This is a genomic window from Pseudomonas sp. (assembly GCF_050739995.1).
Classification (GTDB): Bacteria; Pseudomonadota; Gammaproteobacteria; order Pseudomonadales; family Pseudomonadaceae; genus Aquipseudomonas.
Genome location: NZ_JBOICG010000037.1, coordinates 18,922 through 41,806 on the forward strand (window position 1 = coordinate 18,922; position 22,885 = coordinate 41,806).

Annotated in this window: 35 protein-coding genes and 1 pseudogene; 7 read left to right on the forward strand and 29 right to left on the reverse strand. The window is 56.6% G+C overall.

The genetic code is table 11. The features are described from left to right. Positions 1 to 44: 44 nt before the first annotated feature. The 9 genes from ACRESD_RS01245 to ACRESD_RS01285 all read right to left on the reverse strand — a co-directional run bounded on the left by ACRESD_RS01245 (position 45) and on the right by ACRESD_RS01285 (position 5,426). Entirely contained in the window at positions 45 to 425 is a 381-nt protein-coding gene (locus ACRESD_RS01245; protein WP_431749266.1) for a phage tail assembly chaperone, read from the reverse strand. A 3-nt stretch (positions 426 to 428) separates the two neighbouring features. Then, positions 429 to 1,076, reverse strand: coding sequence for a phage tail protein (locus tag ACRESD_RS01250; protein ID WP_431749267.1), 648 nt, complete (start codon positions 1,074 to 1,076; stop codon positions 429 to 431). 71 nt (positions 1,077 to 1,147) lie between these two features. Continuing rightward, the gene (locus ACRESD_RS01255; RefSeq protein WP_431749268.1) at positions 1,148 to 1,567 is read right to left on the reverse strand and encodes a phage tail terminator-like protein; all 420 of its coding nucleotides are present in this window, start codon (positions 1,565 to 1,567) and stop codon (positions 1,148 to 1,150) included. Beyond that, entirely contained in the window at positions 1,564 to 2,139 is a 576-nt protein-coding gene (locus ACRESD_RS01260; protein WP_431749269.1) for a hypothetical protein, read from the reverse strand. Before ACRESD_RS01260 ends, ACRESD_RS01255 begins: the two co-directional genes overlap by 4 nt. Then, a complete protein-coding gene (locus ACRESD_RS01265; protein ID WP_431749270.1) occupies positions 2,136 to 2,525 on the reverse strand; it encodes a hypothetical protein in 390 nt (129 codons plus the stop codon). The genes ACRESD_RS01260 and ACRESD_RS01265 overlap by 4 nt, the downstream gene beginning before the upstream one ends. Next, complete coding sequence (locus ACRESD_RS01270) at positions 2,525 to 3,019, reverse strand: DnaT-like ssDNA-binding protein (protein WP_431749271.1); 495 nt, start codon at positions 3,017 to 3,019, stop codon at positions 2,525 to 2,527. Before ACRESD_RS01270 ends, ACRESD_RS01265 begins: the two co-directional genes overlap by 1 nt. Before the next feature lies 1 nt (position 3,020). Beyond that, complete coding sequence (locus ACRESD_RS01275; protein ID WP_431749272.1) at positions 3,021 to 3,356, reverse strand: hypothetical protein; 336 nt, start codon at positions 3,354 to 3,356, stop codon at positions 3,021 to 3,023. Positions 3,357 to 3,413: 57 nt separating this feature from the next. Next, positions 3,414 to 4,562 (reverse strand): P22 phage major capsid protein family protein, encoded by a 1,149-nt coding sequence (locus ACRESD_RS01280; protein WP_431749273.1) that lies wholly within the window; start codon positions 4,560 to 4,562, stop codon positions 3,414 to 3,416. 75 nt (positions 4,563 to 4,637) lie between these two features. After that, on the reverse strand, positions 4,638 to 5,426 hold the full coding sequence (locus ACRESD_RS01285) for a DUF6651 domain-containing protein (protein ID WP_431749274.1): 789 nt from the start codon (positions 5,424 to 5,426) through the stop codon (positions 4,638 to 4,640). Between the two features lie 197 nt (positions 5,427 to 5,623). On the opposite strand from ACRESD_RS01285, the gene ACRESD_RS01290 reads away from it, so the two are divergent. After that, positions 5,624 to 6,163, forward strand: coding sequence for a hypothetical protein (locus tag ACRESD_RS01290; RefSeq protein ID WP_431749275.1), 540 nt, complete (start codon positions 5,624 to 5,626; stop codon positions 6,161 to 6,163). On the opposite strand, the gene ACRESD_RS01295 is transcribed toward ACRESD_RS01290, so the two are convergent. The 6 genes from ACRESD_RS01295 to ACRESD_RS01320 are packed head-to-tail and all read right to left on the reverse strand — an operon-like array spanning position 6,160 to position 11,417. Further along, positions 6,160 to 6,408, reverse strand: a complete 249-nt coding sequence (locus ACRESD_RS01295) for a hypothetical protein (protein WP_431749276.1) — start codon at positions 6,406 to 6,408, stop codon at positions 6,160 to 6,162. The genes ACRESD_RS01290 and ACRESD_RS01295 overlap by 4 nt on opposite strands. Next, complete coding sequence (locus ACRESD_RS01300; RefSeq protein ID WP_431749277.1) at positions 6,405 to 7,517, reverse strand: hypothetical protein; 1,113 nt, start codon at positions 7,515 to 7,517, stop codon at positions 6,405 to 6,407. Before ACRESD_RS01300 ends, ACRESD_RS01295 begins: the two co-directional genes overlap by 4 nt. Beyond that, entirely contained in the window at positions 7,518 to 8,912 is a 1,395-nt protein-coding gene (locus ACRESD_RS01305) for a DUF4055 domain-containing protein (RefSeq protein ID WP_431749278.1), read from the reverse strand. It abuts the gene before it with no gap. Positions 8,913 to 8,917: 5 nt separating this feature from the next. Then, a complete protein-coding gene (locus ACRESD_RS01310; protein WP_431749279.1) occupies positions 8,918 to 10,249 on the reverse strand; it encodes a terminase large subunit domain-containing protein in 1,332 nt (443 codons plus the stop codon). Further along, positions 10,246 to 10,761: a DUF2280 domain-containing protein gene (locus ACRESD_RS01315; protein WP_431749280.1), complete on the reverse strand. Its 516-nt coding sequence runs from the start codon at positions 10,759 to 10,761 to the stop codon at positions 10,246 to 10,248. The genes ACRESD_RS01310 and ACRESD_RS01315 overlap by 4 nt, the downstream gene beginning before the upstream one ends. A 32-nt stretch (positions 10,762 to 10,793) precedes the next feature. Further along, complete coding sequence (locus ACRESD_RS01320; protein WP_431749281.1) at positions 10,794 to 11,417, reverse strand: putative metallopeptidase; 624 nt, start codon at positions 11,415 to 11,417, stop codon at positions 10,794 to 10,796. Between the two features lie 118 nt (positions 11,418 to 11,535). Here ACRESD_RS01320 and ACRESD_RS01325 point away from each other — a divergent pair, with 118 nt between their 5' ends. Both ACRESD_RS01325 and ACRESD_RS01330 read left to right on the forward strand, forming a co-directional pair. After that, positions 11,536 to 11,790, forward strand: a complete 255-nt coding sequence (locus ACRESD_RS01325) for a helix-hairpin-helix domain-containing protein (RefSeq protein WP_431749282.1) — start codon at positions 11,536 to 11,538, stop codon at positions 11,788 to 11,790. Between the two features lie 770 nt (positions 11,791 to 12,560). Then, a complete protein-coding gene (locus tag ACRESD_RS01330) occupies positions 12,561 to 12,749 on the forward strand; it encodes a hypothetical protein (RefSeq protein WP_431749283.1) in 189 nt (62 codons plus the stop codon). Positions 12,750 to 12,836: 87 nt separating this feature from the next. Here the strand turns inward: ACRESD_RS01330 and ACRESD_RS01335 are convergent, their stop codons facing one another. From ACRESD_RS01335 to ACRESD_RS01400, 14 genes are all read right to left on the reverse strand, one after another. Next, a complete protein-coding gene (locus tag ACRESD_RS01335) occupies positions 12,837 to 13,172 on the reverse strand; it encodes a phage holin, lambda family (RefSeq protein ID WP_071486898.1) in 336 nt (111 codons plus the stop codon). A gap of 163 nt (positions 13,173 to 13,335) precedes the next feature. After that, positions 13,336 to 14,298 (reverse strand): hypothetical protein, encoded by a 963-nt coding sequence (locus ACRESD_RS01340; RefSeq protein ID WP_431749284.1) that lies wholly within the window; start codon positions 14,296 to 14,298, stop codon positions 13,336 to 13,338. 117 nt (positions 14,299 to 14,415) lie between these two features. Continuing rightward, the gene (locus ACRESD_RS01345) at positions 14,416 to 14,739 is read right to left on the reverse strand and encodes a hypothetical protein (RefSeq protein ID WP_431749285.1); all 324 of its coding nucleotides are present in this window, start codon (positions 14,737 to 14,739) and stop codon (positions 14,416 to 14,418) included. Between the two features lie 98 nt (positions 14,740 to 14,837). Then, complete coding sequence (locus ACRESD_RS01350; RefSeq protein WP_431749286.1) at positions 14,838 to 15,092, reverse strand: hypothetical protein; 255 nt, start codon at positions 15,090 to 15,092, stop codon at positions 14,838 to 14,840. Between the two features lie 31 nt (positions 15,093 to 15,123). Next, complete coding sequence (locus ACRESD_RS01355; protein ID WP_431749287.1) at positions 15,124 to 15,312, reverse strand: zinc finger domain-containing protein; 189 nt, start codon at positions 15,310 to 15,312, stop codon at positions 15,124 to 15,126. Positions 15,313 to 15,475: 163 nt separating this feature from the next. After that, positions 15,476 to 16,237 (reverse strand): N-acetylmuramoyl-L-alanine amidase, encoded by a 762-nt coding sequence (locus ACRESD_RS01360; RefSeq protein WP_431749288.1) that lies wholly within the window; start codon positions 16,235 to 16,237, stop codon positions 15,476 to 15,478. Positions 16,238 to 16,506: 269 nt separating this feature from the next. Then, complete coding sequence (locus ACRESD_RS01365; RefSeq protein ID WP_431749289.1) at positions 16,507 to 17,088, reverse strand: hypothetical protein; 582 nt, start codon at positions 17,086 to 17,088, stop codon at positions 16,507 to 16,509. Next, the gene (locus ACRESD_RS01370; RefSeq protein WP_431749290.1) at positions 17,085 to 17,726 is read right to left on the reverse strand and encodes a recombination protein NinG; all 642 of its coding nucleotides are present in this window, start codon (positions 17,724 to 17,726) and stop codon (positions 17,085 to 17,087) included. The genes ACRESD_RS01365 and ACRESD_RS01370 overlap by 4 nt, the downstream gene beginning before the upstream one ends. Beyond that, positions 17,723 to 18,145 (reverse strand): hypothetical protein, encoded by a 423-nt coding sequence (locus ACRESD_RS01375; RefSeq protein WP_431749291.1) that lies wholly within the window; start codon positions 18,143 to 18,145, stop codon positions 17,723 to 17,725. Before ACRESD_RS01375 ends, ACRESD_RS01370 begins: the two co-directional genes overlap by 4 nt. Then, positions 18,142 to 18,630, reverse strand: a complete 489-nt coding sequence (locus tag ACRESD_RS01380; RefSeq protein ID WP_431749292.1) for a hypothetical protein — start codon at positions 18,628 to 18,630, stop codon at positions 18,142 to 18,144. The genes ACRESD_RS01375 and ACRESD_RS01380 overlap by 4 nt, the downstream gene beginning before the upstream one ends. A gap of 28 nt (positions 18,631 to 18,658) precedes the next feature. Next, a complete protein-coding gene (locus ACRESD_RS01385; RefSeq protein ID WP_431749293.1) occupies positions 18,659 to 19,465 on the reverse strand; it encodes an ATP-binding protein in 807 nt (268 codons plus the stop codon). Then, positions 19,455 to 20,300: a replication protein gene (locus ACRESD_RS01390; protein WP_431749294.1), complete on the reverse strand. Its 846-nt coding sequence runs from the start codon at positions 20,298 to 20,300 to the stop codon at positions 19,455 to 19,457. The genes ACRESD_RS01385 and ACRESD_RS01390 overlap by 11 nt, the downstream gene beginning before the upstream one ends. A 65-nt stretch (positions 20,301 to 20,365) precedes the next feature. Beyond that, on the reverse strand, positions 20,366 to 20,788 hold the full coding sequence (locus ACRESD_RS01395) for a phage regulatory CII family protein (RefSeq protein ID WP_431749295.1): 423 nt from the start codon (positions 20,786 to 20,788) through the stop codon (positions 20,366 to 20,368). 82 nt (positions 20,789 to 20,870) lie between these two features. Further along, positions 20,871 to 21,050: a Cro/CI family transcriptional regulator gene (locus ACRESD_RS01400; protein WP_431749296.1), complete on the reverse strand. Its 180-nt coding sequence runs from the start codon at positions 21,048 to 21,050 to the stop codon at positions 20,871 to 20,873. A gap of 109 nt (positions 21,051 to 21,159) precedes the next feature. On the opposite strand from ACRESD_RS01400, the gene ACRESD_RS01405 reads away from it, so the two are divergent. From ACRESD_RS01405 to ACRESD_RS01420, 4 genes and pseudogenes are all read left to right on the forward strand, one after another. Continuing rightward, positions 21,160 to 21,816 (forward strand): LexA family protein, encoded by a 657-nt coding sequence (locus ACRESD_RS01405; protein WP_431749297.1) that lies wholly within the window; start codon positions 21,160 to 21,162, stop codon positions 21,814 to 21,816. Positions 21,817 to 21,834: 18 nt separating this feature from the next. Continuing rightward, the gene (locus tag ACRESD_RS01410; protein WP_431749298.1) at positions 21,835 to 22,062 is read left to right on the forward strand and encodes a hypothetical protein; all 228 of its coding nucleotides are present in this window, start codon (positions 21,835 to 21,837) and stop codon (positions 22,060 to 22,062) included. Between the two features lie 48 nt (positions 22,063 to 22,110). Further along, a complete protein-coding gene (locus tag ACRESD_RS01415) occupies positions 22,111 to 22,452 on the forward strand; it encodes a hypothetical protein (RefSeq protein ID WP_431749299.1) in 342 nt (113 codons plus the stop codon). Then, positions 22,445 to 22,885, forward strand: a pseudogene (locus ACRESD_RS01420) (hypothetical protein); the annotation flags it as partial. The gene ACRESD_RS01415 and the pseudogene ACRESD_RS01420, both read left to right, overlap by 8 nt.

The window sequence follows — 22,885 nt, forward strand, 5'->3', positions numbered from 1 at the left end:
CTCAGCATCTGACGGGCCCGGTTCATACAGCGCGCGTGAGGCGCTTAGGAGTTTCCCAGGCGGGCTTCGCTGAAGGCTTCGGCGTAAGCGTTCAGCACTGCCCTGGGCGCTGAGTTGATCGAGTTGACGAGGATGCGCACGTTTTCAGGTGTGAACTTCTCTTCGATATCCCAGCCGACGACCACGTCCAGCAGTTGGTCGGCCTGCAGTGCGATCTGGGCGGCAGTGAAAGCTTTGAGGTCCATGTCGCCGACCTGCTTGCCCAGTTCGTCGTGCCGCTCGTTCCAGCCGGTGTACAGCTCGGCAAGCGCGGTGCGGTCCAGGTACTTGAACTCAAACTCAACCTTTTCGGCGTTGTACCCAGCACGCTGGATCATCACCGGCGCCTTGAAGGTCGGCTTCTGGATCAATTTGAACTTGGCCATGGATTACACCGCAGCCGCGTAACGGGCTGGGCGACCGGTCAGCGCCAGGCTGATCACACGGGTCATCAGGTTGTTACGGGACATGGTCGGGGTCGACGTGATCGACACATAGCCGTTGTAGATGATGCTGCTGCCGCCCGGCAGGTTCAGGCGAAGCAAGCGAGCCTGTTTGTCGTCGTCAGCAGCTTCACAGACGGCCACATATGGCTTGGACGGATCGTCGGCGACCGTGAAGGTCAGCGTGATCGGGTTCTTTGTGGTCGGCATCTGGCGATCATCATCGTCAGCCAGGAAGCCGAAGGTTAGGAACTGCTGATCACCACCACTGGAGTTCATCTCGGTGATCTGCGAGATCTCGGTAAATGCCGTCACCTCGCGGACAGAACCGATACCGGAGCCCGCCGGGTATTGCTGAACACTAGTGGTGTTCACGCCCTCAAGAGCAAACGTGCCGCTGGCAATTACCCCCACACGGACACCGCGACCGTCGAGGCGAGTCCAGCCGGAATTGACGGCGACTACATCGCCCTCGGCCAGGCCATGGGCTGCAGCAGTTGCGATTGCCGGATTGGCATTGGTCAGCGCAGTGAACGGGATTGCAGCGCCGTAAATCGATGCAATCTCAAGGGTGGCGCCGTTGGGCATTTGCATGGGTGTTTCCTCTTTTCATAAATGACAAAACCCGCACAGAGGCGGGTTTCGGGGGTTGCCCAACGGGCGGTTTAGAACGTGTCGGCTCGGTATTGAAACGACAGAGGCAAAGTACTTGTAGTCTCGCCCTGGATGGATGCGGCAGTGGTCATGGGCGAGCGGACGTAGACCGTGAAATCCGCTTTCGTCAGCGGCAGGTTGTTCGGGTACAGCTGTGCGATCTCTTCGGCAATCGCGCCAGCGGCGCCAGTGCCCAAACCTGACACGGTGACCACGCTGACCTGAAATACGCCCCGATAGGAGACGTGTTTGCCAGCCAAGTCTTCGCTATCGGTATTCCCGGGCATCAGGTATGCCCTCAGGTAGGTAGCCCCGCCGGCCGGTGGCGTGAATGTCACGCCCTCAAATGCGATCACCAGTTTGGGCACACGCGCGTCAGCCCAGGCCTTTAAGCGCGCCTCGAACAGACTTCGGATAATCCGGTCGCTCATGTTGAAAGCTCCGAGACAGCTTTGTTGATGTACATCTGAAACTCCGTCACGGTGATCTGTACCATTCCGGCGGGTGCCTGGTTGGACCAGCCTTCATACTCAAGCCGAGGGCCGTATGGGAGATTGTTCGTGATCCAGATCGCCCCCTTACCAATCGTAAACGTCTGGATGAGAGCTGCCCCCGCATCCCTGGTCGCGCTGCTCTTTGGATCAATGCGGTCGATGCTACTGCTGATTGCCGTATCGAAAGAAGCCTGCCAGTTGCCCCTGAAGCGACCGCCTACATAGTCCTTACCTGCAACGAGGTCCATGCCATCCTTGATCAAGCGCCCAGGCTTTAGGCGGCCATTTTTGGTGAGGTTCGCCGGGTCGTTACGTAGCTCTGTATTCAGCTTTCTAACTTCTTCGTTGTACTGAGCTGCGGTGGCGTTGACCGCCCAGAGCTCTGGGTTACCAACTGGTGACCGATCGATAACGGAAGTCAGAAGGTCGATGGCGGTCTTCTTGACCACCTCTTCAAGGTCGCTCTTGGTCTTTTCGGAGAACTCCCTGATGTCCAAGCTGAAGCTCATTTTCTGGCCTGCACACTGAAGCCGACGGCGATGCCGGCATAATCCCATGGGTCAACGTGCTGAACCGTGTAGGTGTCGCCATCGAAGGCGATCTTGTCCAGCGTCACCGGCTGTGGCGCGTCTGCGCCATCCAACAACACCGGGGAGATCAGAATCTTGACATCGCCCTGCTTGATCAGTGATCCGTCGATGTCTTGCTGGCGATAGTTTTGGCGAAGCCCTGAGCCGTCGAATTGCTCCGTGAGTACCGGGCTCCCGCCGACCTCGGGGTCGTACTCGCCGGTCGTGACCCGAATCAGCGAAAGCTCAAGCCCCTTGCCGCCCCTGGATCGCGGGGCGAGCATCCTTACCGCACTTGCTTTTGCCCGATCATAGATATCTGCCATCAGCTGCGTACCAGGTTGACCTGACTTGAGGATTCCAACAGCCCGGCGAACTGGGCATACGACTGTCGTGTTGACGCCGGCTTGCTCACCGCCTTGCTGGCGACAGCAAACGTGGTGCTGATCGGCCCAACCGTTTCGGAAACAACGGCTCCCGTTTTGGTTTCGGGGGCGACCAGGTCATCGGCATGGATCTCAGCGGCCAAGGCCATCTGGCCTGCCTTGATCTGTGGCGGGATCTCGTCGAGGCGCAACACCCAGCCCTGACGCTTGACCTCGGCCCGCGGCCAGGCCAGTGCCTGGTCACGGTTCACAGCCTTGCCCTTCCATGGCATCGCATCCATTTGCAGGGCGGCGCGGCGTAGCAGGGATTCCTGCGCCACCTCATCAGCGGGGATTGTTTTGCCGAAGTTCGTGGCATAGGTGACCAGTTCGGCGGCCGTTGCGAAGCTATCGGCGCCTGGCACCACCTTGCCGTTCTCGATCACCAAAGCCATATCAGACCTCTTTCCAGCCGAGACGCTTGTGATCGTCCAGGCAGGACGGGTGAACATGCAACTGTTCGCCACCCTGCTCAACCTTCACCAGGCCGGTGTAGTCCAGCTCATCATTTTCGACGACAGGCTTGTCTTTCGACTTATTCGCCGCAGCCTCGTCAGCGAGGCGTTGAGCATCTGCCGCAGCCAAATCAATCGCGTCCTGTGCGCTTTTGCTCCAGTCGACACGCTCCTGCTCGCCCAGGACCTCAAAAGCCTCTGCACTCAAACCGCTGAGCTCGATAGCCTTGGCCAACAGCGCCTTTGCCGCCTTCTGTTCTTTCGTCAGTCCAGCCATTGTCATTCTCCAGAAACAACGCAGGGGCCGAAGCCCCTGGTTGTCGTTGTGATTGAATTACCCCAGCAGCAAGCTGATGTGCTCATCCTTGATCGCGCGGCAGCCCCAGGCCAGACGGACGTGGTAGGCCGTTTGCAGGAACTGGCGGTAAACCGCGATCTCGAACGACAGGCCGGTCAGCGGGTCGGTGATGGTGATCACGTCGTCCGCCGAGTCGCCGCCCTCAGGCATTGCTGGGGCACGGGTGGCCAGTACGATCGCCGAGCGGGCAAACGCCACGTTGGCGGTATACGAGTTGCCCAGCGTCAGAGCGTTGCCGGTCGGGATGACGATCTGCGAGCCGGGCTTATTCAGGGTGAGCGTGCCCGGGGCCGCAACGCCGGTACCGACGACGTACTTGTTGTCGCCGTCAGCGTCGAAGGTGGCGATATCACCCGCCAGAACAGTACCGGTACCAGTCGCCAGGGCGATGTTGGTCGCACCGATGGCAGTGGCACCGCTGGTGACGTACGCGGCACCGGTGCCTTTGACGTGTCGGCCCACCTGGTGGGAATGACGGATCGCCATGTTCATGATGCGGTCTGTCATGCCGTTACGCAGCATGTCGCTGGAGCCCGCCTCGTTGACCTTGAACAGACCAGATTGCTTGCCGCGCATGTTGCCGATGGCGGAGTGCCCCAGGACCAGCTGCAGGTCGTTGGTAGGTGCGCCGTTCTGCTCCAGCACACCCAGGACGCCTGCGAAGTCGGAAAGATCTGCCGCTGTACCGAATGGGGTGGTGCCAGCGGTGCCGAAGGCGCGGGAAGCGTTCCGATAAGCCTCAAACCACAAGTCCTTCTCGATCTCGTTCACCAGAGTCCGCATTGCTTGGTAGAAGCGATCGGCCTGGATAGTCGAGAAGGTGCCAGCATTCTGCAGACCCCGGGTTTGCTCACCGTTCCAGCGAACCGGAACATGCTTGCTCTTAGTGATAGCCACTGCAACGTTGTCGACAGCGGTATCACCAGTGTCAGGAGCGGTTACGCCAGGGATGTTATCAGCCGCAGATTCTGCGCTGGTGATCGGGACCAGTACGTCCTGACCGATAGCGGCCCTGGCAACGGACGAGTCACGGGATACCGCAGGAATGAAGCCCGTCAGCTCTCGCGAGATTACGTCCAGCGCTTCGTACAGGTCCGGCACGAGGCCGTTAAGGGTGCTCGCCATTTTGGCTTTCTCCACAAAAAAACCCGCTCAGTGGCGGGCATTGATTACTTGCCGGGCAACACCCGGCGGCTTTGGTTAGTCAGTTACCAGGCCGCCATTGCGTGCGTGATCTGCTTTGGCGGCAGGATCAAGCGCATCAAATGCGGCTCGCGGAAGGGTCTTCTTATCGCCACCCTTACCGCCATTGTTCGGAGCACCGCCGCCGTTGGCACCGGAGCCCTTCAGAATGTTGTCGCGGTACGGGTAGCGCTCGACCAGGGCTTCCAGCGCCTCGTCGAAGTCAGCCAGCTCACCAGGACGGGCGCGGCTGTAGATCTTGTTACCATCATCGCCATAGGCCACGACCTTGCCATCTTCGACCTTGAAGGCTCTGCCGAAGGTGTTTTGCAGCATGTCGGGCAGAACGGCAATCTTGTCGGTGACGAACTTGGAGCGGCCGAAGGCGCCACCGATCTTCTCTTGGTAGAGAATATTGGTGGTGGTATCACGCTCGGCAGTGACGGCCTTAACCTGCTCTGCGAGCGCAGTAACCTGGGCCTTGAACTTTTCTTCAGTGGCGGCGATTGCAGCGACCTTGATCTCTTCAACCTTGCCAGCTTGAACCAGCTGGCCGGCGTCGAGGTTCGCAACGGTCGCAATGGCGGCGCGAGCCTTTTCAGGATCTTCGATTCCCTCAAAAGCCTTGGCTCGGGCCTCCGCAGCCTCTTTGGCCTCACGGTGCCCTTTGGCTTCGGCGTTCAGCGCGGTGATTTTGGATACAGCCGACGGCGCATCAAACGCCACGTCCTTTCCGTCATCGTGTGTGTAGACCGGCTTTCCATCCTGGACAACTACATGACCTTGGTCGTCGAGTTTCAGTTTCATCGCTTAATCTCCGGGCATCCGCCCATCTGGTAGGCCATCCGACCCGGTGCGGCGCTATCCATCCGGATTCGCGCCCATAAAAAAGCCCCGGCAAGTGCCAGGGCCTCGGTGAAGAATTCATTTATCTGGCATTCTCGATTAGGATTGCCGATCACTACAGCGCAGGAGTTGCGCTGTATGTACAAGGAATAGAAAAGTTGCAAGACACTCAGCACAGCACAATCACCAACGAAGTACCCGCTCACACCGAAAAGCCTTCGATTGGCAGTCACTGGGCAACAGCAGTTGCTCTGCTTGGTGTATTGCTCACGTTCTCTGCTGGCCTGCTTACCTGGTATGCGAATACGCAAGCAACCAAACAATCCGTTGCCCAAAGCTGCATTCAGAGGCTGGATAAGCAAGAGCTAATGATCAGAGAGAAAGCTGACTTACTTCTAAGTAGCATTGCAGCCTTCGGAAGCAACACTACAGACCCAGACCTTACCGACTCCGACTTCCGGCGCCTTGGCGGGAAAGTCACTGAGAGCGCGATGCGATTTACTGCTTATGCCTCGATCGAGCTGACCGGATCTGCAATGTATCTTGCCGGCGTCATTCAAATAGGGCTAATGGCCAAGACACCAGCGCAACAAGAGGAGGCCATCAAACTGGCAAGCACCGCAATGAAGGGGTGGACAGAGAGTTATTTTTCACTCATGAGCGACTTTGAGAAGCGTAGAATCGTCTGTTTAAACTAAATAACTACCCTCTCGCCCTGAAGCAGGCAACCAACGCATATCAGGGTCTTCGTCCCACCAGTCGGCTTGCCATTCTTCATCAGCACACCAATCTTAGTTTCGATCACCTCACGCCCGCCACAGCGATGACATTGAATCATCGTCGCCGGCTTGGGCATCGCACGTACGCGCTTACGCACCTGCTCCGCCGGAGTGTCCGGAGCTGGCGTACCATGAATGAGGTGAAGCTTGGGTTTGTCGGTCATGCAGCCATCTTAGCGAATGCCTGCGCGTCGTGCTGCTTGATCTGCTCCAGGGTCAGCCATTCACCGGTTGGCGAGTAGAAATCCTCAAGGCTCTTGCCGCCCTTGTAGAGTTGGTACCGCATCGGTCCAAGCACCTGGGCCTTGCGGGCGTCCGACTGTCGATCAAACCAAGTCCCGTAAGTCGTATCCCCCGGCACCTGGCCATCCATACTCGCTCGTTGACTTGGCGTCATCTCGTCAACCGGAATACCGAGCTCTCGCCATGACTTGGTTCGCGGCGTTGAAGTGCTGCGACAGCAGAAGTGAATCCGCCCCGGGCCTTGCAGCCACGGTACCTTGTGCCCTATCGGTTTGTGCGTACCGACCTCATACGAAAGCTTGTCCCGGATGATGCAGTCGGTGGAGGTCTTCGTGTCCAAGGTGCTGAGCCAATCTTCGGCCTTCAGGATCTCGCTGTTTGCCACGTTGAACTGTTCGCGTGCTGTGGCCGCTGTGTGGCTCACCGCTGTCTGCACGACTGCTGCCAAGTCTTTACGGGGCCGCTCAAGGAAGCCATCGGCATAGCCGGCCGCCCTGGTGCCACGAATGCTGCGAATGATCTGGTCGGTGGTTCTGCCCTCCAGGTAGCCGGATCGGATCGCATTGCGAACCTTGACCATACGCTCGGTGCCTACCTGCTTTCCCCAGTCACGCAACAGGCGCCCCTGGAATGGCCGCGACATCGCCGCGGCGTAGGCTTGCTCCCCACTGATACCAACGAGTGGGATGCGAACAAGGACAGGCTCCGGAAGGGCCGTCTGAAATAATGTCTGCTGCCAGTTGGTTTCATAGCTGGCGAGCTCCTGCAGGTCAGCCTCAAGGGCCTTGAACACCTCATCGTAAGCTTGTGCATTGACTGCCCTCACCTCGTCCAGCAGCAACTCCAGGCGCTCAACCGTGAAGGATTCAGCTGGCATCCGCTCGAGTGCCTCGGTCAACGCAGCCGAAAGACTGGCATCCGACCGATTCAACTGAGCGATGATGCGCCGCACCACGCCAAGCTTGTACTTCTCCAGCGACACAGCGTGAGCGATGTGCTCGTCCTGAAGAATCTCGTTGACCGTCGCCATTTAGAGAACTCCGAGCGCTGGCCCCTGGTCGGCGATCTTCTGTTTCTCGACCTCCCACTCAATATCATCTGAGACCACGCCGCGGCGCTTGTACTCATTGAATAAGGTTTCGTCAGAGAGCCGGCCTTGGGTTGCCATGTTGAGCAGTAGTGGAAGAGTCGTTTCCGGTGCGAAGTCCACGTCGAAGTTGCCATTCACCTTAACGTGGCCGCCTTCCTTCTCCCCCTTCCAGAGCGCGAAATACTGAAGCACCTGGTCAAGCGTGTCTTCCAACTGGCCAGCCATGGTTTGCAGCGGGCTCATTTCCTGAGCCGCCTCTTCCTCAGCCTGTGTTGCAGTCTTCGTGGACTGCTTGTCCTTCTGAAGCAACTTCGCACCAGCAATGCGCATCTGATCTTCAAGGTCTTCCAGTGACTTGCGGCCAGCCTCAATAGCGGCGCCGGAATGCTCCACCCACTTCATGTCGCCGCCGGCAGGCAGCTTGGTTGCGGAGCTGGTTCCGACCTTAAGTTCAAAAGCGTCGTCGTCGATACCGGAGATCATAAGCATCGGCACCCGGGCGACGTGCAGGATGTTGTCCTGATCGCTCTGGGATTGCCAGTGCTTCTTGTTGAGGTGTGCCAGCTCAAGCAAAGGCGGCGTTGCGGTCATGAAGCCCGTGCGCTTGGTGTAGAAGGTAGCCAGCGGAATCACAGAGAGCGTGTTCGTTCCCTCATCAGTCTTGGTCCATTCCTTCTTCCCGTTGCCGTTGTCGGTCTTGCGGTACACCTTCCACCCGCCAGGAATCAACACCCTGATCTGCGAGATGATGGTCACACCGAAATCGCCTTCGCGTTCTTCGACTGCCTCCGCATACCAGAACTGGGACAGCGAGCATTCGCCGCCCTTCTCTTCGGTGAGCCAGCCAATCACCTGCTGGGGATGGATCATCACTGCGTATGGGCGAACGCCAGCGGCTTTCTCGTCCGCCGCTGTGCGGACAACAGAGTTGCCCCGCTCGTCTTTCGTCTTCGGGTAATCCGCAAGCACATGGCAAAGGCCATGGGAAAGCCCGTTGGTGAACAATTGCTGAGCCCAAACCTGCAGGTTATTGCCCTGTCGGTCGAAGTTCTGTGCATAGGCCTTGATCGACTCAGGCACATCCTCGCCTAGCGCGATATGTTCTGCGAAGACTCGGCCCTTCATGTTCTGGACAGTCTCGCTGAACGCAGGGAGTAGCGTGGATAGCGAGAGACGCTCCTTGTAAGCGTCATCGTCTTCCTTAGGCCACTTCGGCAGGTAGGTCTTTCCCGCCAATTGCATCGCCTTCGTTCCGCCCATCAGCGCGTCAACAAGAGCCCAGTCTTCGCGCATGGCGTCTACTGCCGGTAGCGTTTTGCTTGGGTCATTGCTCATGGGGATCACATTCTCAGGTTTTCAGTAGATGCGGTGCGCTTGATGCACGGCCACTCAACATCGATGCAATAACCGATAGCTGTAGTGATGTGCTGATAGTCGTTTTTCTGATCTTCCTGGAACGTAGAGCCGGCCTGAAGCTGAACCGTGCTCAAGCCTTTATGGCACCAGGGAGCGGTAACAGGATTGATGAACAGGCTGGTTTCGCCTGAAGCGGTCAAGATCTTCGCCCTGACAGCATTCTGCCGATCCTTGATGGCTGGGTGGGCAGGCTTGACCTTGCGCGTGTACGTCCAACCATTGGCCTTCAGCACGCCCTCGATGTCGGTGTAGTCAGACGCGTGGCCGTGCTTCTCTCCCGCCTTGCCTGCCGGGTCGCCGTAGATCAGGACATGCTTGTTCTTGTGGTCCTTGAACTTGTCGACGAACTCAGTCGCCGACTGCTTCGATACCGCGCTGATCAGCACGATCTCATCCAGCAGATAGAGGTCTTTGCCGTCGTTACGCCGGACCCCGATCGCTGATGACAGAGGCGTGAAGTTCTGGTCGTGCATCCACATCAGTTGCTCATGCGGTTCGATGACGGCATTCGTGGTGTTGGCCTTGCTGTAGTCCTCGTAGATCCGGCCAGACGCTGTTTCGAACGAGGCTTCAAACTCTTGCTTGAACTGCTTGGCCGACATAGCCCGCTTCATTGCGTCCATCACGTCAGACGGCAGGATCTCGGCTGACTTCCAATGGAACACCCGGAAATTCGGGTCTTTGCCTGACTCGGCCTGCATGCACAGGTCGTAGTAGTGGTTCAGGCCGTCAGGTACGCCGAGCAACCAGCACCAGGCACGATAATCCGGCATGGTCGGGTTGACGGTGTTCAACGCTGGGAGAATGTTGGCCTCCCAGGCATCCGGTTTGATGTCGGCGAACTCATCGATGCCACCACCGGTCCACGGGATGCCCTCGATCCGCTGCGGCTTGTCCAGGCCGATGACATGGATCTCGCTACCGTTGTCCAAGTAGATGATCAGGTCCGACTCAGAAGGCCGGCGGCTGTGCATGCAGCTCAGCGTGAAGGCCTTCAGGTCATCCCAGAAGATCTTCTTGGCCTGGGCGTGGGTGGGCGCCGCGGCGAAGTACATGCCGGTGTAAGCGGATGCCTGCTTAACGAGGAAGCGTTTGAACCGCTCTGTCTTGCCGCTACGGCGCCCAGCCGGCACCAGAGGGAATCGAATGCCTTCCGATACGGCCGCCACCAACGCGAGCTGCACCGGGTGATCCTTCAGCGGATACCAGCGGGACAGCTGGCGGTCCAGCATCAGGTTGCCAGTGTTCGCAATCATGACGGCAACCTCGCGATCAGGTCAGCCAGCAGCTGGGCGTTTGAGTTGCCGCCGCCCTTCTCTATCAGCTTGAGCTCAGCCTTACGCTTCTCGATCTCAAGCCGTTTGATTTCTTCATCCAGCGACTTGTCAGGCTCAACGCGTCGATTAACGTATACGTCACCGGTTTCTTTGGCGGCCTGCTCATAAAGCTGGGCCGTCAGCGCCAGGTTACGCATGGTCTCGGCCTTCTCGGCAAGACGCCCCAAACCACGAAGCCGATACGCACGGTTCGCGATGGGAATATCGGTAGTTTCTTCGCGGAACCTCTTGCGGGCCGCATGGAAAAGGTCAACCCAAGTCTTTCCGAGCTTCTGCCCGGCAAACTTCGTCGGGTCATGCGTTTCGCACTGCTGGCGGGTGATCTCGATCCCGAATTCTGTCTTGACCGCTGCCACCACCTGAGAGGGCGTATCAAAGCAGGCCAGAGCCTGAACTATGAAGGCTTTGACCTCGCTTCGTAGTACTGCCATATGGTCGTCATCCGTCAATACCTGTCATGGAATCAGGCCGACTTGAGCAGACAGGTTCCGCAGGCCCTCGATATGTTCAATTTCCCCACCTCGGCAGGACTGTTTGCAGCATTCACCAACGCTTGAACGTCAGGGCTTGCACCGTAGCGGCGGACCACACCGACGAACTCCTCGACGTCGTGGCTCTGCAGCTTGATCTTCGGTGCACCGTCTTGGGTGAATGCTGGTTGACCGTACTTATCGGTCGCGTGAGCCAGGTGATACAGCTCGTGTTCGATCAGGGCGCAGAACTCAAGGTCGCTGCACTGGGCGCAGTAGTCAGCAGCCAAGGTGATGATGAAGGCAGGAACATCGCCGAACCAATCACGCATCTGTTGCTCCATCCGGGCTTTCTGCCAACCGCCAGCGCGGAACGCTACCTGTTCGGCCTGGCCCAGGACTGTACGGCCCTGCTTCTCGAAGCTCGTCGATGCCCACATGATCCGAATATCAGCATCCAATAGGTGGGCGTGGTCTTCGTTGTGAATGCTGCCGGTGTCTGCAAGGACCTCGACCTGGAGCCACTCCCATACCTCGGGAGCTGGAGCCAGGCGGATACCGAAGTCAGAAAGCTCTGACAGCTCAAGCAACGCGCCTGACGGCATTGGTCTGTTCATGTGCCCTCCCTGGCGCACCTATTCCGTTGATACTCAAAACGGTGACGCCGGTCTATTGAGGCGCTCTCTAGCGTCGGGCACACTTCTACGGACTCATCGAAGAAAAAGGAATTTAAAGATGCCATTCTCACTGGAAGAAAGAACCGCCCTGCTCGCCCTAAAGGGCGTAGGACCAACCGTCATCACTCGGCTTGAGCAAATGGGTATCGAATCGCTCGCCGAACTCCGAAAATCAGATGTTGGTGACATCCTGGCTCAAGCATCCGCGGCATTAGGCTCGACGTGCTGGAAGAACAGCCCTCAAGCCAGAGCGGCCATCACTGCTGCAGTCGAGCTTGCGAGGGACTCAGCAGAACACAGCCCCACCCGATAGGCTCGTTCGATCGCCTCCAGTCGGGTTGCTTGGTTGTCATGGATTTACTCTGATACTTGAAATGGTGGCGGGTTGCCGGTATTGGCGAGGATCACGGCTTGGAGCCAGTCCCACACTTCTGGTGCCGGCTCTAAACGAATGCCGAGATCAGATAGAGGACACAGCTTCAACATCGTTGCAGACGGAAATGGTCTCTGCATTCCGCCTCCCCTAACCTCACAGCGAACTTTTGATTACCTACTATCATCACTTGACGATCTGACATGCGTGCCCAGCTTGGCAAGGAGCCCAATCGAAATGGAAATTTACCTACTGAAGCTGATATTCATATCTATCCCCACGCTGCTCCTGGTCCTGTATATCACCCTCGGTGTATTCGACCACCTGAGACCAGCGGGGGCCGTCTTGGGGCCATGGAAAACGTTTTTTTACACAGGAACGCTCGGCGCGGGTGCGGGAGTATCCATTGTGTTTGTCATTTGGTTTTTACTCGGGAAAAACTATCCAACCAGAGTCGAAATCTACGTCGTCGCCGCATCGTTTTTGAACGCTTACCTCTATACCGCTACCGCTTTAAACGTGAACGTCCGCAATCTTGCGAATCGGCGTCAAACACGTAGCTCTACCGCTACTTCGCCAGAGCCACCCTCTCCCGTCTAAAGGCATTGCCTTCAAGGTCAAGCGGGGTGCTTGGCTGTCATAGATATTGTTGATCTTGATAAAAGCGGTTGAGTGAGTGACTGTTAAGGTTTTCAGTAGGAGCAGCCCAAATGAAACAGCGCTACGAGATTCAGGAAGACAAGGGTCTTGAACGTGGAAAATGGACCGGCAAGGTTACATACACGGTCTTCGACATGCTGAGCGTCAACTTCCCCAAGGAAGTGCTTACTCATCAAACTGCGGAAGCCGCTCAACTACACTGCAATCGTTTAAATGACGAGCACGCAGCCAGTCTTTAACCTAAGCAGTTGGAGCCCTCATGAGCAGCCCACGCGCTGTGCTTAGTTCCGCGCCACGATTTGGCGCATTCGAAAACGTGGCGCGGATTACTGCCCAGCCCCACGAGTCGGAAACTTAAGTTCCGATACTCGGTCGGCAATATCGGCCAGCTTCTTGACGCCCAGGAATCCAATGAACACCCCGGCAGCCGTTGCCAGGTTCTGCGGTAGGCCGAAGTACTCAAGGACCGGAATCAAGCCAATCGTGATCAGGGTGCAGATTGCCGCCTCAAGTAGCGCCTGACGACGAGTGCCGCCGCCATAGATGATCCTGATACCAGCCATCAAGGCAGATAGTCCTGCGGCATAAAGCGTCGGCGAATGCTGACTCAGCCATGCAAGCACGATGAGCCAGGTGTCTGGTTTGTCTGGCATGTTGGACATCTCTGTTCCTCCCCGTCAGGGAGTTAGGAATACAGCAGGCCATGACCTGCAGATTTGAATCAGCCCCAGCAGCACTCACAGCTCAGAGCGATGAGTGTGGTGGGGCTGAAAACGAAAAAGCCCAGCGTGATGGCTGGGCTCTATTACGCAAGGAGATAGAAAATCATGGAGTCCAGTAAGCAATCTTGCCGCCTGCACCAACAGCTATAAATTTGCCATTGCCGTAGGCGACGCTCCGGATATCGGTTCCTGCGAAAGTGTTGGCTTGCTGAACCCAGCCGATCCCATCCTCGGAAACGGCTGTCTTGCCGCCGTCGCCGACAGCTACATACTTGCCATTACCGTAAGCAATGTCGCGGATAATGGTTCCACCGAAACTGGTGTCTTCAACAGCAGTCCAGCTAAGCCCATAGGATGAATATGCCATCTTGCCATCCGCACCAACGATAAACATTTTGCCGTTGCAAAGCTTCATGGAAAAGATGGTGCTAGTGCCGAAGGTGCTGGTTCTGGGAGTGAAGTTTTGCGGATTATCCGTCGCCATCTTCACAGCGCTAAGCAGCTTCCCATTCGATCCCGCAACCAACACAAAACTGTCAATGACGTTGACGCAGTACACAGTCTCGCTAGGAGTGAAGGTCGTAGTGCGCTCCACCTGGCCTGACCAATCGCCATAACGGGAAAAGACTTTACCGTTAGACCCAACCAGGATCCAGGTCGTGTCGTTGCTGTTAATTGCCCGATAAAACACAATGCCTTGCAAGTCTCCGGACGCGCGAACAGTTGCCGTAAGGTCTGTCCAAGCCCTTTCAGGGTGTGCTGTGCTGCCGAAGATCAGATTGCCGGATTGAGAAAGGGCTTGAAGCGATGACCCAATACCGTTCCAGTACAACTCGTTGATGACCTTCCCGCTATCAGAGGTGAGGGCGCCCTGAATCTTGGTCCACGCTGTACCAGTTGCGCTTCCGCCGACAAGCTGAGTGGTTGAGGGAAGACCGTTGCCACCAGCCGCATAAAACTTGCCCTCTGCAAAAACCACGCGCCGAAGCATGCCGGTGTTATCCACCGGTTGTACTTGAGTCCAAAGATCTTGCAAGGTTTGAGACGCCGAGTTTGTGTTTTCCATTTTAAACTCCGTTACTTAGCTGATTTAAGTTCAGGCCTCTGTATTGGGCGTATGGCGCTCATAGGCGATTGCTTGAGGCTCGTGGCCTTCTGGTTGTTGGACCAGAGAAACTACTACTTACGGCAGCAGGTCGTAGGTCACGTAAGCCGTACCGCCGCCATTCTGCGTCATTGCTACCCACAGACCCTGGCCGGCAGGAATGGTCACAGAGAACGGAAGAGTGGAAGAACCGTTAACGGCGGACAAGATAACGGGCACGTTGGTGACCCAGCGCCCTTCCGGAATGGTCGTGCCGGTGCTAATAAATCCGTCCCCAGCGGGGCTGATCATCGTAGCTGTTCGAATTACAGCGCCATTTACGTTCTGTGCCGGAGTGAAGATTGCCTCGGCGTAGCTGGTTGCGACCGATTTGAAACGGCTGCCGATTTGTACTGGTTCCATTTTTTTACCTATTGAGTCGAATGATTTTTCGCGGAGAATTCCGCTTTCATGTCGCTCAAAGGCGATCCAGTTGAGCTCTTGGCTCTGAGATTTGAGGCTTAAGCGTTTCGGTAAGCATTCGCTACGTCGTAGCCCGACCACGTCAGCTGATAAAGCTGCACACCATCTACGCCAAATCCGGCGTACTCGACATGGCCGGCATCAAGCAATAGCTTGAGATGCGCGTACTCGAGCTCATTGCCGTTCCGGCCGAACTTTTTCTTGAAAACTGCCAGGGCATCGATGCCACCGGTTGGTGCGACTTCGCGGAAGCCTTCAAGAATGCCTTTAACAGTGTTGGTGTAACGGTCCATGTGTTTCTCCTTAGAGTTGTCCCAGTCGGCCCTATGCCGAAAGGGGATCTGCCGTGCTAATCGCTGGCAGTTCGCTCAAAGGCGATTGCTCGAGGCTCGTGGCCTTCACATGATTCAACGTCCCGCATCGGGAACATTTGATCTGGAGCTCTGTAAACCCACCCGTACGGGCGAGAAGTCTTTTGCAATTACCGCATCTGAATTCTTTCAACATCTGCAAATTCCTTTTGCATTGTCTTCCCTATAGGATCGAACAACAGGGGGCTTACATTCGTGCCCCCCTATCTCCGCCGTACGTACAGCCCCATGTACGGCGACTCAAGTTATGTGGCTGATCGATTTCGTATCCAGTGAGCGTGACGCACCGTGCTTTACGCACAAACTCAGGAGTACTTTTCGTTCAGCGCATACAAGATCGCACAGGTTTCTGAATCGAGTATCCCGTCATAGTTTTCGGGGCGAAAGTGCAGTTGAAATGCCCGTACCAGAGCACCAAAAAACACATCGGAAACCGGTGTTTCAATGCCATAGCCATACTGGGAAAACGCCTGAATAACCTGCTCGCGTTCGGGAGTTCCGTCGGTGAATTGCTGAAGGTATTTGTCTTTCACTGACTCTTCGTACCAGGCGCCAATACCAGCCTTGGCGAGGTCTTTCCAAGGAAGCTTCGGTCCCGGGTCTGACTTGCGACCGACCGATATATCAGAATGGGCGACCACGTTTTTCGGCGACATATCCGGGTAACGTTGCAGGATGTTCTTCGCCAGTTGCTTGAGGGCTTTGATTTGAGAAGCCTCATAGCCGGGAAACGTGAACACACCGCCGACGTCCGTGGCCTGATTGACGATCTCGATACCGATAGAGGTGTCGTTCAAGCCTGAGCGGCCGGCCCACTGGCTGACACCTGCATGCCACGCCCGATCCTCTTCAGCCACCAAACTGAAAATTTTCTGCCCTTTAAAACCCGCCGACTTGTAGCTCGGATCAGTCGGATCAGGGATTAGGTAATGGGCACTTGCAGCCCCGGTGGTCAAAGACTTGACCGAGCCAGAAAAGTCCATAGCGGTGTAATGCAACACCAAGAAACGCACACGTTTCCCGTAAGGTTCCAGAGTGCGATAAGAGTTGTAGTCAATCGTAAACATAGTGCGTACCTCTTTCCTATAAGTCCTTTAGGTATTACGCAGCACAAGAGCCTTGAATTACTCGCAGACTAACTCTGCGATCTAGGCTCTTCTCTGAGCATTAGAGTTCCATCTCTATTCGTATGCCCTCCAAACAGCCCCAGTCCTGTCGCACTATTTTGCATTCTTGCAGACGCAAAAAACCCCGCTTAAAAGCAGGGCTGGCAGAGCAAGTTGCCGTAGGCAAAATACTCAATATGGGAAAATAATGCCCTCAGCCGTGCGGGAAGTCAAGCGGCCTCTTTCATCTTGTAAATTATCCCACCAATTGGACTCAGTGCTTTGGCGTCAATGTCGTAGCAGGAGTCGAAGCAGAGCTGCACAAAAGGCTCCCAATCTCTCCCCCAGGCAGCAGATGGGAGCTTGATGCCGTACTCCCCCTCGATCCATGCACGAAAGATCTCTGGCTTGATGAGCGGATCAGGGTTTGAAGACTGCCCGCCTTGGTGCATATATCGATACCGGCGAAACACTCCCTTTGCGACGTACGCGGCACGCTCACGCTTGCAGGCAGTCATGCGCTCTACCCGAGAACACGCCAGGTTGAAAACCGCCTCTTCCGCCTCCTCCCGATCATCATCGGTCGGCTCTGCCGCATACATGGCGTTGCCGAAGGCCCGCAACTGGTAGTGGAGACGCGCTATCGCCGACTGGATGTGGCCAGCTAAGGCCCCGTGCACCGCATGATTTGCCGTAGGCCCCCGCTCACTACTCTGCACCACCACCCCAAGTTCCGCGGCATCTGAGGACTGACCCGGCGCTGGGTTGTAGTTACAGTCATGCCACGCTTGGCGCGCTGAGTTTATCTTCATGCTGCAGCCCTCTTCAGTTCTCTGGTCTTTGCCCGGTACTCGGCGGTAATAGCTTTCAGTTGCTCGATGGTTTCTTTGCGTGGCTCGTGGTCGGCTTCCAAGGCATCGACAGCTTCCAGGCCAATACGGGCGATCAGCCCAGTACGAAAACCCTGGGAAACCGTCTGGCCTTTGCGGGCGAACTTGGACGATCCAGCGTTACAGCTTTTGCACTGCAACCAGATGTTGGTAGGCACCAGTCTCAGCTCAGGCCGGGCGCCCTTACCCATGAAATGCCCCGCATCAAAAGCCCCGCCGGTTTTCCAGCCCTGGGCGTGGAGTATCGATTCCTGCGATTCGCCGCAACTGATGCAGCCGCTGCCGATGCTCAGCTCGTAGGTGCGCCGGTAGTCACGCACGGCCTTCTCCGCATCCTTCATGTGGTCTGCGCGACTCTTTAGGGCCTCCTTGCGCACCTTGATCTCCCGGCGCCCGGCCAGTGCCAGCGACTTTTTCTCCCTGGCCTTCTGCACCTCGACGACGGCCAACGCGCACTTCGGACTGCACACCGCCTGCCCGAGGCGTTGCGGGACGAATGAGGCCCTGCATGCTGGGTTCTTGCAGGTCTTGGGCTTGGGCTGCTTGGCTGGCAGGCTCATACAGACTCATCCTTTTGATTGCCAATACCCAGGACTTCAACCCGACGATTGATTGCAGCCCGCGATCTCCCAAGCTTCATGGCGATTTCATAGCGCGACTCACCGTCACCGACCATCTTCTTGAGGGTGCGGGTATCTTCTTGCGTCCAGAGGGATCGACCCTTGGATGCGAGACGCTTTGTCTCAGCCTGATCTAGAGCGTATTTTTGAGTTTGCGCGGTACCTCTTTTTTCTTTTCGAGATTCCTTGTCCTTTTTGTTTTTCGCTCTAGCTTCGGGCGTGCCAGTTCTTTCGTTCTTCCAGAGCCGCATGCATTCGCAGCAGCCGTTGGTGCTCACGTAGCGTTCGAAATGCCCACGCTTACACTCATCGCCGATATAACGTGCGAGGCCTTGGGCCTTTGCTTGGTCTCGAGTCATGCAACCTCCTTGAATGCTTCAAACTCTGCCATTTCTGTCAGTCGCTCTTCCGTGAGCGTTGGCCAGTCATTCAGCACCAGGTACGCGCAGCACTGGCGCCAAAAGTCTTGGAATGTCTCCTCCCCCATCGAGTCGTAGGAAAGGCTTCGGGGTGTCTTGCGAGTGAGCTGGCCCAGGCCGGGGATGTCGAATGCTTCCTCGTCGCAGTACACGCCCGACTCCAGTTGCAGAGCCTTGATGGCGTCATGGGACTGCTTGCCGGAGAACCGGTCGATGTTCTGGCTCAGCACCCGGCCCAGGCCGTGAACCAAACCATTGAACCGAGGGTTGCGCGGTTGCTTGAGGTCGGCGCGGATCTTGGTATTGATCCGGAAATCCCGCTCGCGGAGGATCGACCGGTCGGCGTCGGAGGACGGCACGAACGCAGCCACCTCCTTGCCGGTTGCAGGATCGACCAGACGGCGCAGCACCAGGTACACGGGCATTGGGCGAGGCTTTGCCGGCCTGGTCATGTCAAAAGCCCTCTTTTCCGCGCTGCGATTCCCAATCGAACGGGACCACGATCATTCCCCCCTCGCGCAGGCGATCGACGCAGCGCTCACCCATGGCAGCCGGTAGCTGGTGCGCATCGAGGTTGGAGATCACCACCGTCGGCCGTTCCTGCTCGTACCTGCCATTGATGATTGCGAACAGGGTCGTCAGCTCAAAGTCGCTTGGCTGCTCTTTGCTCACGCCAACCTCGTCCAGCACCAGCAGGTCGGGGTCGATCAGGCTCGACAGAATCTCGGCTTCACTGCGTTCGCTGTGCTTGTCGTAGGTAGCTCGGATCGCCTGCAGAATTGCGCCGACAGTGCGGTACACCGCTGTGCGTGACGTGTTGTGCAGCAGCTCATTGGCCATTCCAGCGCCGAGGTGCGTTTTCCCTGTCCCCGGCTTGCCGATAAGCACCATGCAACGACCGGTCTTCAGGATCTCGTCGAATATCTGCACGTAGTGCTGACAGAACCGGAGGGCTTTGCGCTGGCCTTCGTTACCGGCCTGGTAGTTGCCCAGGGTGCGAGCGGTAAATCGCTTCGGGATCAGCGCATCGCCCAGCTTGCGAGCAAGCGCCATTCGGAGCTCCATCGCCTTGTTGGCCTGCTCGGCTGCCTCGGACTTCTCCCGCGAGATACGACTGCACTCAGGGCAATTGCTTTTCAGCTCCCGGCCTAGCACCGAGAAGACCTTCTGCTCATAAACGCCATGGGTTTCGCAGTCAGCAGGCTGGATGCGGGTTCCCGGCGGCAGCTCCGGGGAGGCTTGTACTGGCTCAGAGTGCATAGGAACCGTCCTCACGCTGGATCAGTCCGTCGGTGTAGTTCCGGTCGGCAAAACCGGTGTGGCGAGACTGAGGTGCTGGCACCGGTGAGGATTCAGCCAGACGCTTGATCACCCAGGAAGCCTTGAAACCCTGCCACCCTGAGTTCAGCGCTTCGGTGATTGCGTCGTCAGCGGTGATCCCGACCTCTGCGCACTTGGCTAGCTCGGCGTTCACGGTTGACCAGACGGTGGAGGTCACGGAGGCGCGTTTAGCCTTGCGCTGGGTCAGCCAGTCGGCCAGCAGTTGCTCTGGGACGTTGTGCGGGTTGTCGGCCAGCAACTGGGCCATGCCGAATGGAGCCTTGCGGTCAGGCTTCGGCGGTTCAGTTTTGGGTTGGGGCGGATTAATCTCTTTCGAAGAAAGAGTTAATAGGGGTTCTTTCTTTGTATAAAGAAGGGAGTCGTCGGTTTGGGTCTGTTTCGCGGCTGAGCCGATTCGGACCACTTGAGCCGAATCAGACGATATGGTCTGTTTCGGCTCTACAACAAAGATCCACTCTTTGGGGTCGCAGACGCCGATGTCACCGCGCGCACCACCCTCTCGGTACAGCACGCGACGGCGCAGTAGGCCGGAGATAGCCTTCGAAACCGTGTCAGGGTGGATGTGGGTTGCTTTGGCAATATCGACCGCTGGGATTCGATGAGCGCCCGTACTGAAGTTCAGCGTGGCCTTTGCCACGTACAGAACAATCTTCATTTCACGCGCTGACAAATCGATGGCCATCAAGCCATCCATCATCTGGTTGTCCATTCGGGTGAACCCCCGAGGGTTGTGTATCGGAACAATGTTTGGCATGATTTCTCTCGCTTACCGCTGTAGATGAAGCCACCCTCGTCCGGTGGCTTTTTTGTGTTTGAAATTCAGGCGACCTTCACCGAGGCTTTCAACTGCGCTAGCGCGCTTTCGGCGTGGTCGATCTCGCGCAGAATCCGGGCGCGCTCGACCTGATCCACTCGCCCGTCCGCCATCGCAGCATGCGTCTCGACGGTGACCTCGGCGAACTCCAGCGTTGCGCGCCCCAGGGCTTCATGAATGTCGATAGCCATAGGCTGGTCAGTCTTCATGATCGAATAACCAAACTCCCCTGCCAGCGCAGCCAATGGCCGCATGTCCTCCGTATGCAGTAGCAGGGAGTACAGGTGCTTCACGTTGAACCAAGCACCGTCGTAGTTCGCATTAGCGCGCTGAAGCAGGCTCACCGGCGGCATGCTCATCAAAGTGGCGAGATTCTTGGTGTTCGCCTCTTCGACGGAGGTGTCACAAGCCCTCAGAAAATCCTGCATACCTAAAACCTCGAAATTCTTTACGTGGCGCCCTACCGATGCAGAAGCGATCATTTGCTTAATGGATCGGCGGACAGGAGTGTCAGGCGGCCTGATCCTTCTTTGTCGCCTTGAACTTGCCTTTGGAGAGAACCTGAATCTGGTACTGCCGCGATTCAGGAATCGTTTCTCCCCACATGGTCACTGCGCTTGGGCGAATACCCAGGGCCAGCGCCAGCTTTGTCTTGTTGCCGAAGAATTCGGCGACTTCATGCGTATTCATTGCGCATCCTCGTTCTAGCTTATCGTAATTTAAGCATGCTTAATTTGAGGTGACAACGGGGTTTTCTCCCTACTGCATGCTTAAATTCAGTTAACTTAATATTGGGTCCATGGAAAGACACGAACGCATCGCCCGCGCCATACAGGTCAGCGGTAAAAAGAAGGGGGAAATTGCTTCGCTTTGCGGCGTTGCAAATTCGGCCGTCACTCAGTGGATTTCCGGTGAGAGCAAAAGCCTCAGACCGGAGAACCTTTACGCCCTGGCGAAAGCAACAGGCTTCCGAGCTGAATGGCTTGCCATTGGCGAGGGGAATGAACGCGAGGCTTCTGAATCGAACATCTCCCCAGCCATCCAGCCCAGCAAATCATTCCGCTACCCGGTAGTTAGCTGGGTCGCCGCTGGCGCCTGGGCAGAGGCAGTAGAACCCTACCCGGCCGGGATCTCGGACACCTACGAGTTTTCGGAGTACGACTCCAAAGGCCCTGCGTTCTGGCTGACAGTTAAAGGTGACTCGATGACCGCGCCCGCCGGCCAAAGCATCACTGAAGGCACGCTAATTTTGGTCGACACTGAGGCCGAGGTTGCACCAGGTAAGCTGGTCGTGGCCAAGCTGCCGGACAGCAATGAGGCTACATTCAAAAAGCTTGTAAGCGATGGCGGGCGGCTGTTTCTGAAGCCGCTGAACCCTAGCTACCCAATCGAGGCGGTCGACGAGAACTGCCGGATCGTGGGCGTGGTCGTGCAGGCGCTGCAGAAGTTTTACTGATGATGTTCAGGAGGCCCTATGCCCCTTACCAAGCCCAACCAGCAGCTACGCCGCGATCTGAAAGCGGCAGCATCAACTCTGGATGATGCAGCTCATGACTTGTTCCGTTCGGCAAAGCAGTGCGACGAGGCCGGATTTCTTGCCGTTATGGAGAAGATCGGAAAGCTGCATGAGTGCATAGACAAGCTGGAGGGGTATGCGGAAGAGGTGAAGGTGGGACGGATTGAGCGGTCTAAAACTGAATAGATCGCTTACGCAGACCGAAAGATCAACAATTCAAGCAAGGAGAGGATCGTGAGCGACACCGGAGAAGGCAGCATACTCAAGCATCGTCGGTCTAGCTCGTTTGTTGACGAGTTCGCGGACAAGTTCACTGCGATGGCAATGAGCTGGAATGGCGAAACAAGACTGCATGTAACATTCGGGCGAGACTCGCTTGAGATACCTGGGGAGCGGATTGTTCCGGACCCGGACAATCCTGAAAAAGCTATTCTTGAGCCTCAGGTTCCGCTTCCTTACCGAAATGATATTGCAGCTCTTAGTATTCCGATCGAAGTTGCTGAAGAACTGGCCGTTACTCTCCTGAAAATGATTTCTCAGGAAAACAAGCGGAAGGCAGCGCGCTCAGGTGAGTAAGGGATTCGGCTTTGATTTTGATCACTTAAACGTCACGGCAGAAGATTGGGACGTTATTAAGGCGTATGAAGGTAAAGAGCTACCTCCCCATCAAGCATCAAAGATAATTGATCTCAGCGATGGAGTGATTGGCAGAAAGGCTTCAATCGAAACCCGATCAGCCTCAGCTCACCGAATAAATATGAGAGCGACAAGGCGAACGCTAGATTTAATGCCTCCCGATATTGATAGCACGACTAGGAGCCGGCCGGATGACATCGCTCCGAAACCGAGCGATACTGAAGCCATGAGTGACATTAATCGCGAAGAGCTGGACGCCAAATTATCCGCCGTTGAAGCGCGGATGGATCGTCGCATCGCCGATTTCCAAAGCGACATGCGCCAGGCTGTTAGTGACTTCCGACTGGAAATTCAGCCTATCAAGAGTATGAAG

Coding starts and splice junctions, on each gene's coding strand:
- ACRESD_RS01300 (WP_431749277.1), bottom strand. CDS start 7,517: ATGGCGACGGTCAACGAGATTCTTCAGGACGAGCACATCGCTCACGCT.
- ACRESD_RS01365 (WP_431749289.1), bottom strand. CDS start 17,088: ATGAAGATAAACTCAGCGCGCCAAGCGTGGCATGACTGTAACTACAAC.
- ACRESD_RS01245 (WP_431749266.1), bottom strand. CDS start 425: ATGGCCAAGTTCAAATTGATCCAGAAGCCGACCTTCAAGGCGCCGGTG.
- ACRESD_RS01320 (WP_431749281.1), bottom strand. CDS start 11,417: ATGAACAGACCAATGCCGTCAGGCGCGTTGCTTGAGCTGTCAGAGCTT.
- ACRESD_RS01380 (WP_431749292.1), bottom strand. CDS start 18,630: ATGCCCGTGTACCTGGTGCTGCGCCGTCTGGTCGATCCTGCAACCGGC.
- ACRESD_RS01255 (WP_431749268.1), bottom strand. CDS start 1,567: ATGAGCGACCGGATTATCCGAAGTCTGTTCGAGGCGCGCTTAAAGGCC.
- ACRESD_RS01400 (WP_431749296.1), bottom strand. CDS start 21,050: ATGAATACGCATGAAGTCGCCGAATTCTTCGGCAACAAGACAAAGCTG.
- ACRESD_RS01345 (WP_431749285.1), bottom strand. CDS start 14,739: ATGGAACCAGTACAAATCGGCAGCCGTTTCAAATCGGTCGCAACCAGC.
- ACRESD_RS01280 (WP_431749273.1), bottom strand. CDS start 4,562: ATGGCGAGCACCCTTAACGGCCTCGTGCCGGACCTGTACGAAGCGCTG.
- ACRESD_RS01310 (WP_431749279.1), bottom strand. CDS start 10,249: ATGATTGCGAACACTGGCAACCTGATGCTGGACCGCCAGCTGTCCCGC.
- ACRESD_RS01305 (WP_431749278.1), bottom strand. CDS start 8,912: ATGAGCAATGACCCAAGCAAAACGCTACCGGCAGTAGACGCCATGCGC.
- ACRESD_RS01410 (WP_431749298.1), top strand. CDS start 21,835: ATGCCCCTTACCAAGCCCAACCAGCAGCTACGCCGCGATCTGAAAGCG.
- ACRESD_RS01395 (WP_431749295.1), bottom strand. CDS start 20,788: ATGCAGGATTTTCTGAGGGCTTGTGACACCTCCGTCGAAGAGGCGAAC.
- ACRESD_RS01335 (WP_071486898.1), bottom strand. CDS start 13,172: ATGTCCAACATGCCAGACAAACCAGACACCTGGCTCATCGTGCTTGCA.
- ACRESD_RS01405 (WP_431749297.1), top strand. CDS start 21,160: ATGGAAAGACACGAACGCATCGCCCGCGCCATACAGGTCAGCGGTAAA.
- ACRESD_RS01385 (WP_431749293.1), bottom strand. CDS start 19,465: ATGCACTCTGAGCCAGTACAAGCCTCCCCGGAGCTGCCGCCGGGAACC.
- ACRESD_RS01260 (WP_431749269.1), bottom strand. CDS start 2,139: ATGAGCTTCAGCTTGGACATCAGGGAGTTCTCCGAAAAGACCAAGAGC.
- ACRESD_RS01370 (WP_431749290.1), bottom strand. CDS start 17,726: ATGAGCCTGCCAGCCAAGCAGCCCAAGCCCAAGACCTGCAAGAACCCA.
- ACRESD_RS01360 (WP_431749288.1), bottom strand. CDS start 16,237: ATGTTTACGATTGACTACAACTCTTATCGCACTCTGGAACCTTACGGG.
- ACRESD_RS01315 (WP_431749280.1), bottom strand. CDS start 10,761: ATGGCAGTACTACGAAGCGAGGTCAAAGCCTTCATAGTTCAGGCTCTG.
- ACRESD_RS01275 (WP_431749272.1), bottom strand. CDS start 3,356: ATGGCTGGACTGACGAAAGAACAGAAGGCGGCAAAGGCGCTGTTGGCC.
- ACRESD_RS01270 (WP_431749271.1), bottom strand. CDS start 3,019: ATGGCTTTGGTGATCGAGAACGGCAAGGTGGTGCCAGGCGCCGATAGC.
- ACRESD_RS01295 (WP_431749276.1), bottom strand. CDS start 6,408: ATGACCGACAAACCCAAGCTTCACCTCATTCATGGTACGCCAGCTCCG.
- ACRESD_RS01350 (WP_431749286.1), bottom strand. CDS start 15,092: ATGGACCGTTACACCAACACTGTTAAAGGCATTCTTGAAGGCTTCCGC.
- ACRESD_RS01250 (WP_431749267.1), bottom strand. CDS start 1,076: ATGCAAATGCCCAACGGCGCCACCCTTGAGATTGCATCGATTTACGGC.
- ACRESD_RS01340 (WP_431749284.1), bottom strand. CDS start 14,298: ATGGAAAACACAAACTCGGCGTCTCAAACCTTGCAAGATCTTTGGACT.
- ACRESD_RS01285 (WP_431749274.1), bottom strand. CDS start 5,426: ATGAAACTGAAACTCGACGACCAAGGTCATGTAGTTGTCCAGGATGGA.
- ACRESD_RS01325 (WP_431749282.1), top strand. CDS start 11,536: ATGCCATTCTCACTGGAAGAAAGAACCGCCCTGCTCGCCCTAAAGGGC.
- ACRESD_RS01390 (WP_431749294.1), bottom strand. CDS start 20,300: ATGCCAAACATTGTTCCGATACACAACCCTCGGGGGTTCACCCGAATG.
- ACRESD_RS01375 (WP_431749291.1), bottom strand. CDS start 18,145: ATGACTCGAGACCAAGCAAAGGCCCAAGGCCTCGCACGTTATATCGGC.
- ACRESD_RS01330 (WP_431749283.1), top strand. CDS start 12,561: ATGAAACAGCGCTACGAGATTCAGGAAGACAAGGGTCTTGAACGTGGA.
- ACRESD_RS01265 (WP_431749270.1), bottom strand. CDS start 2,525: ATGGCAGATATCTATGATCGGGCAAAAGCAAGTGCGGTAAGGATGCTC.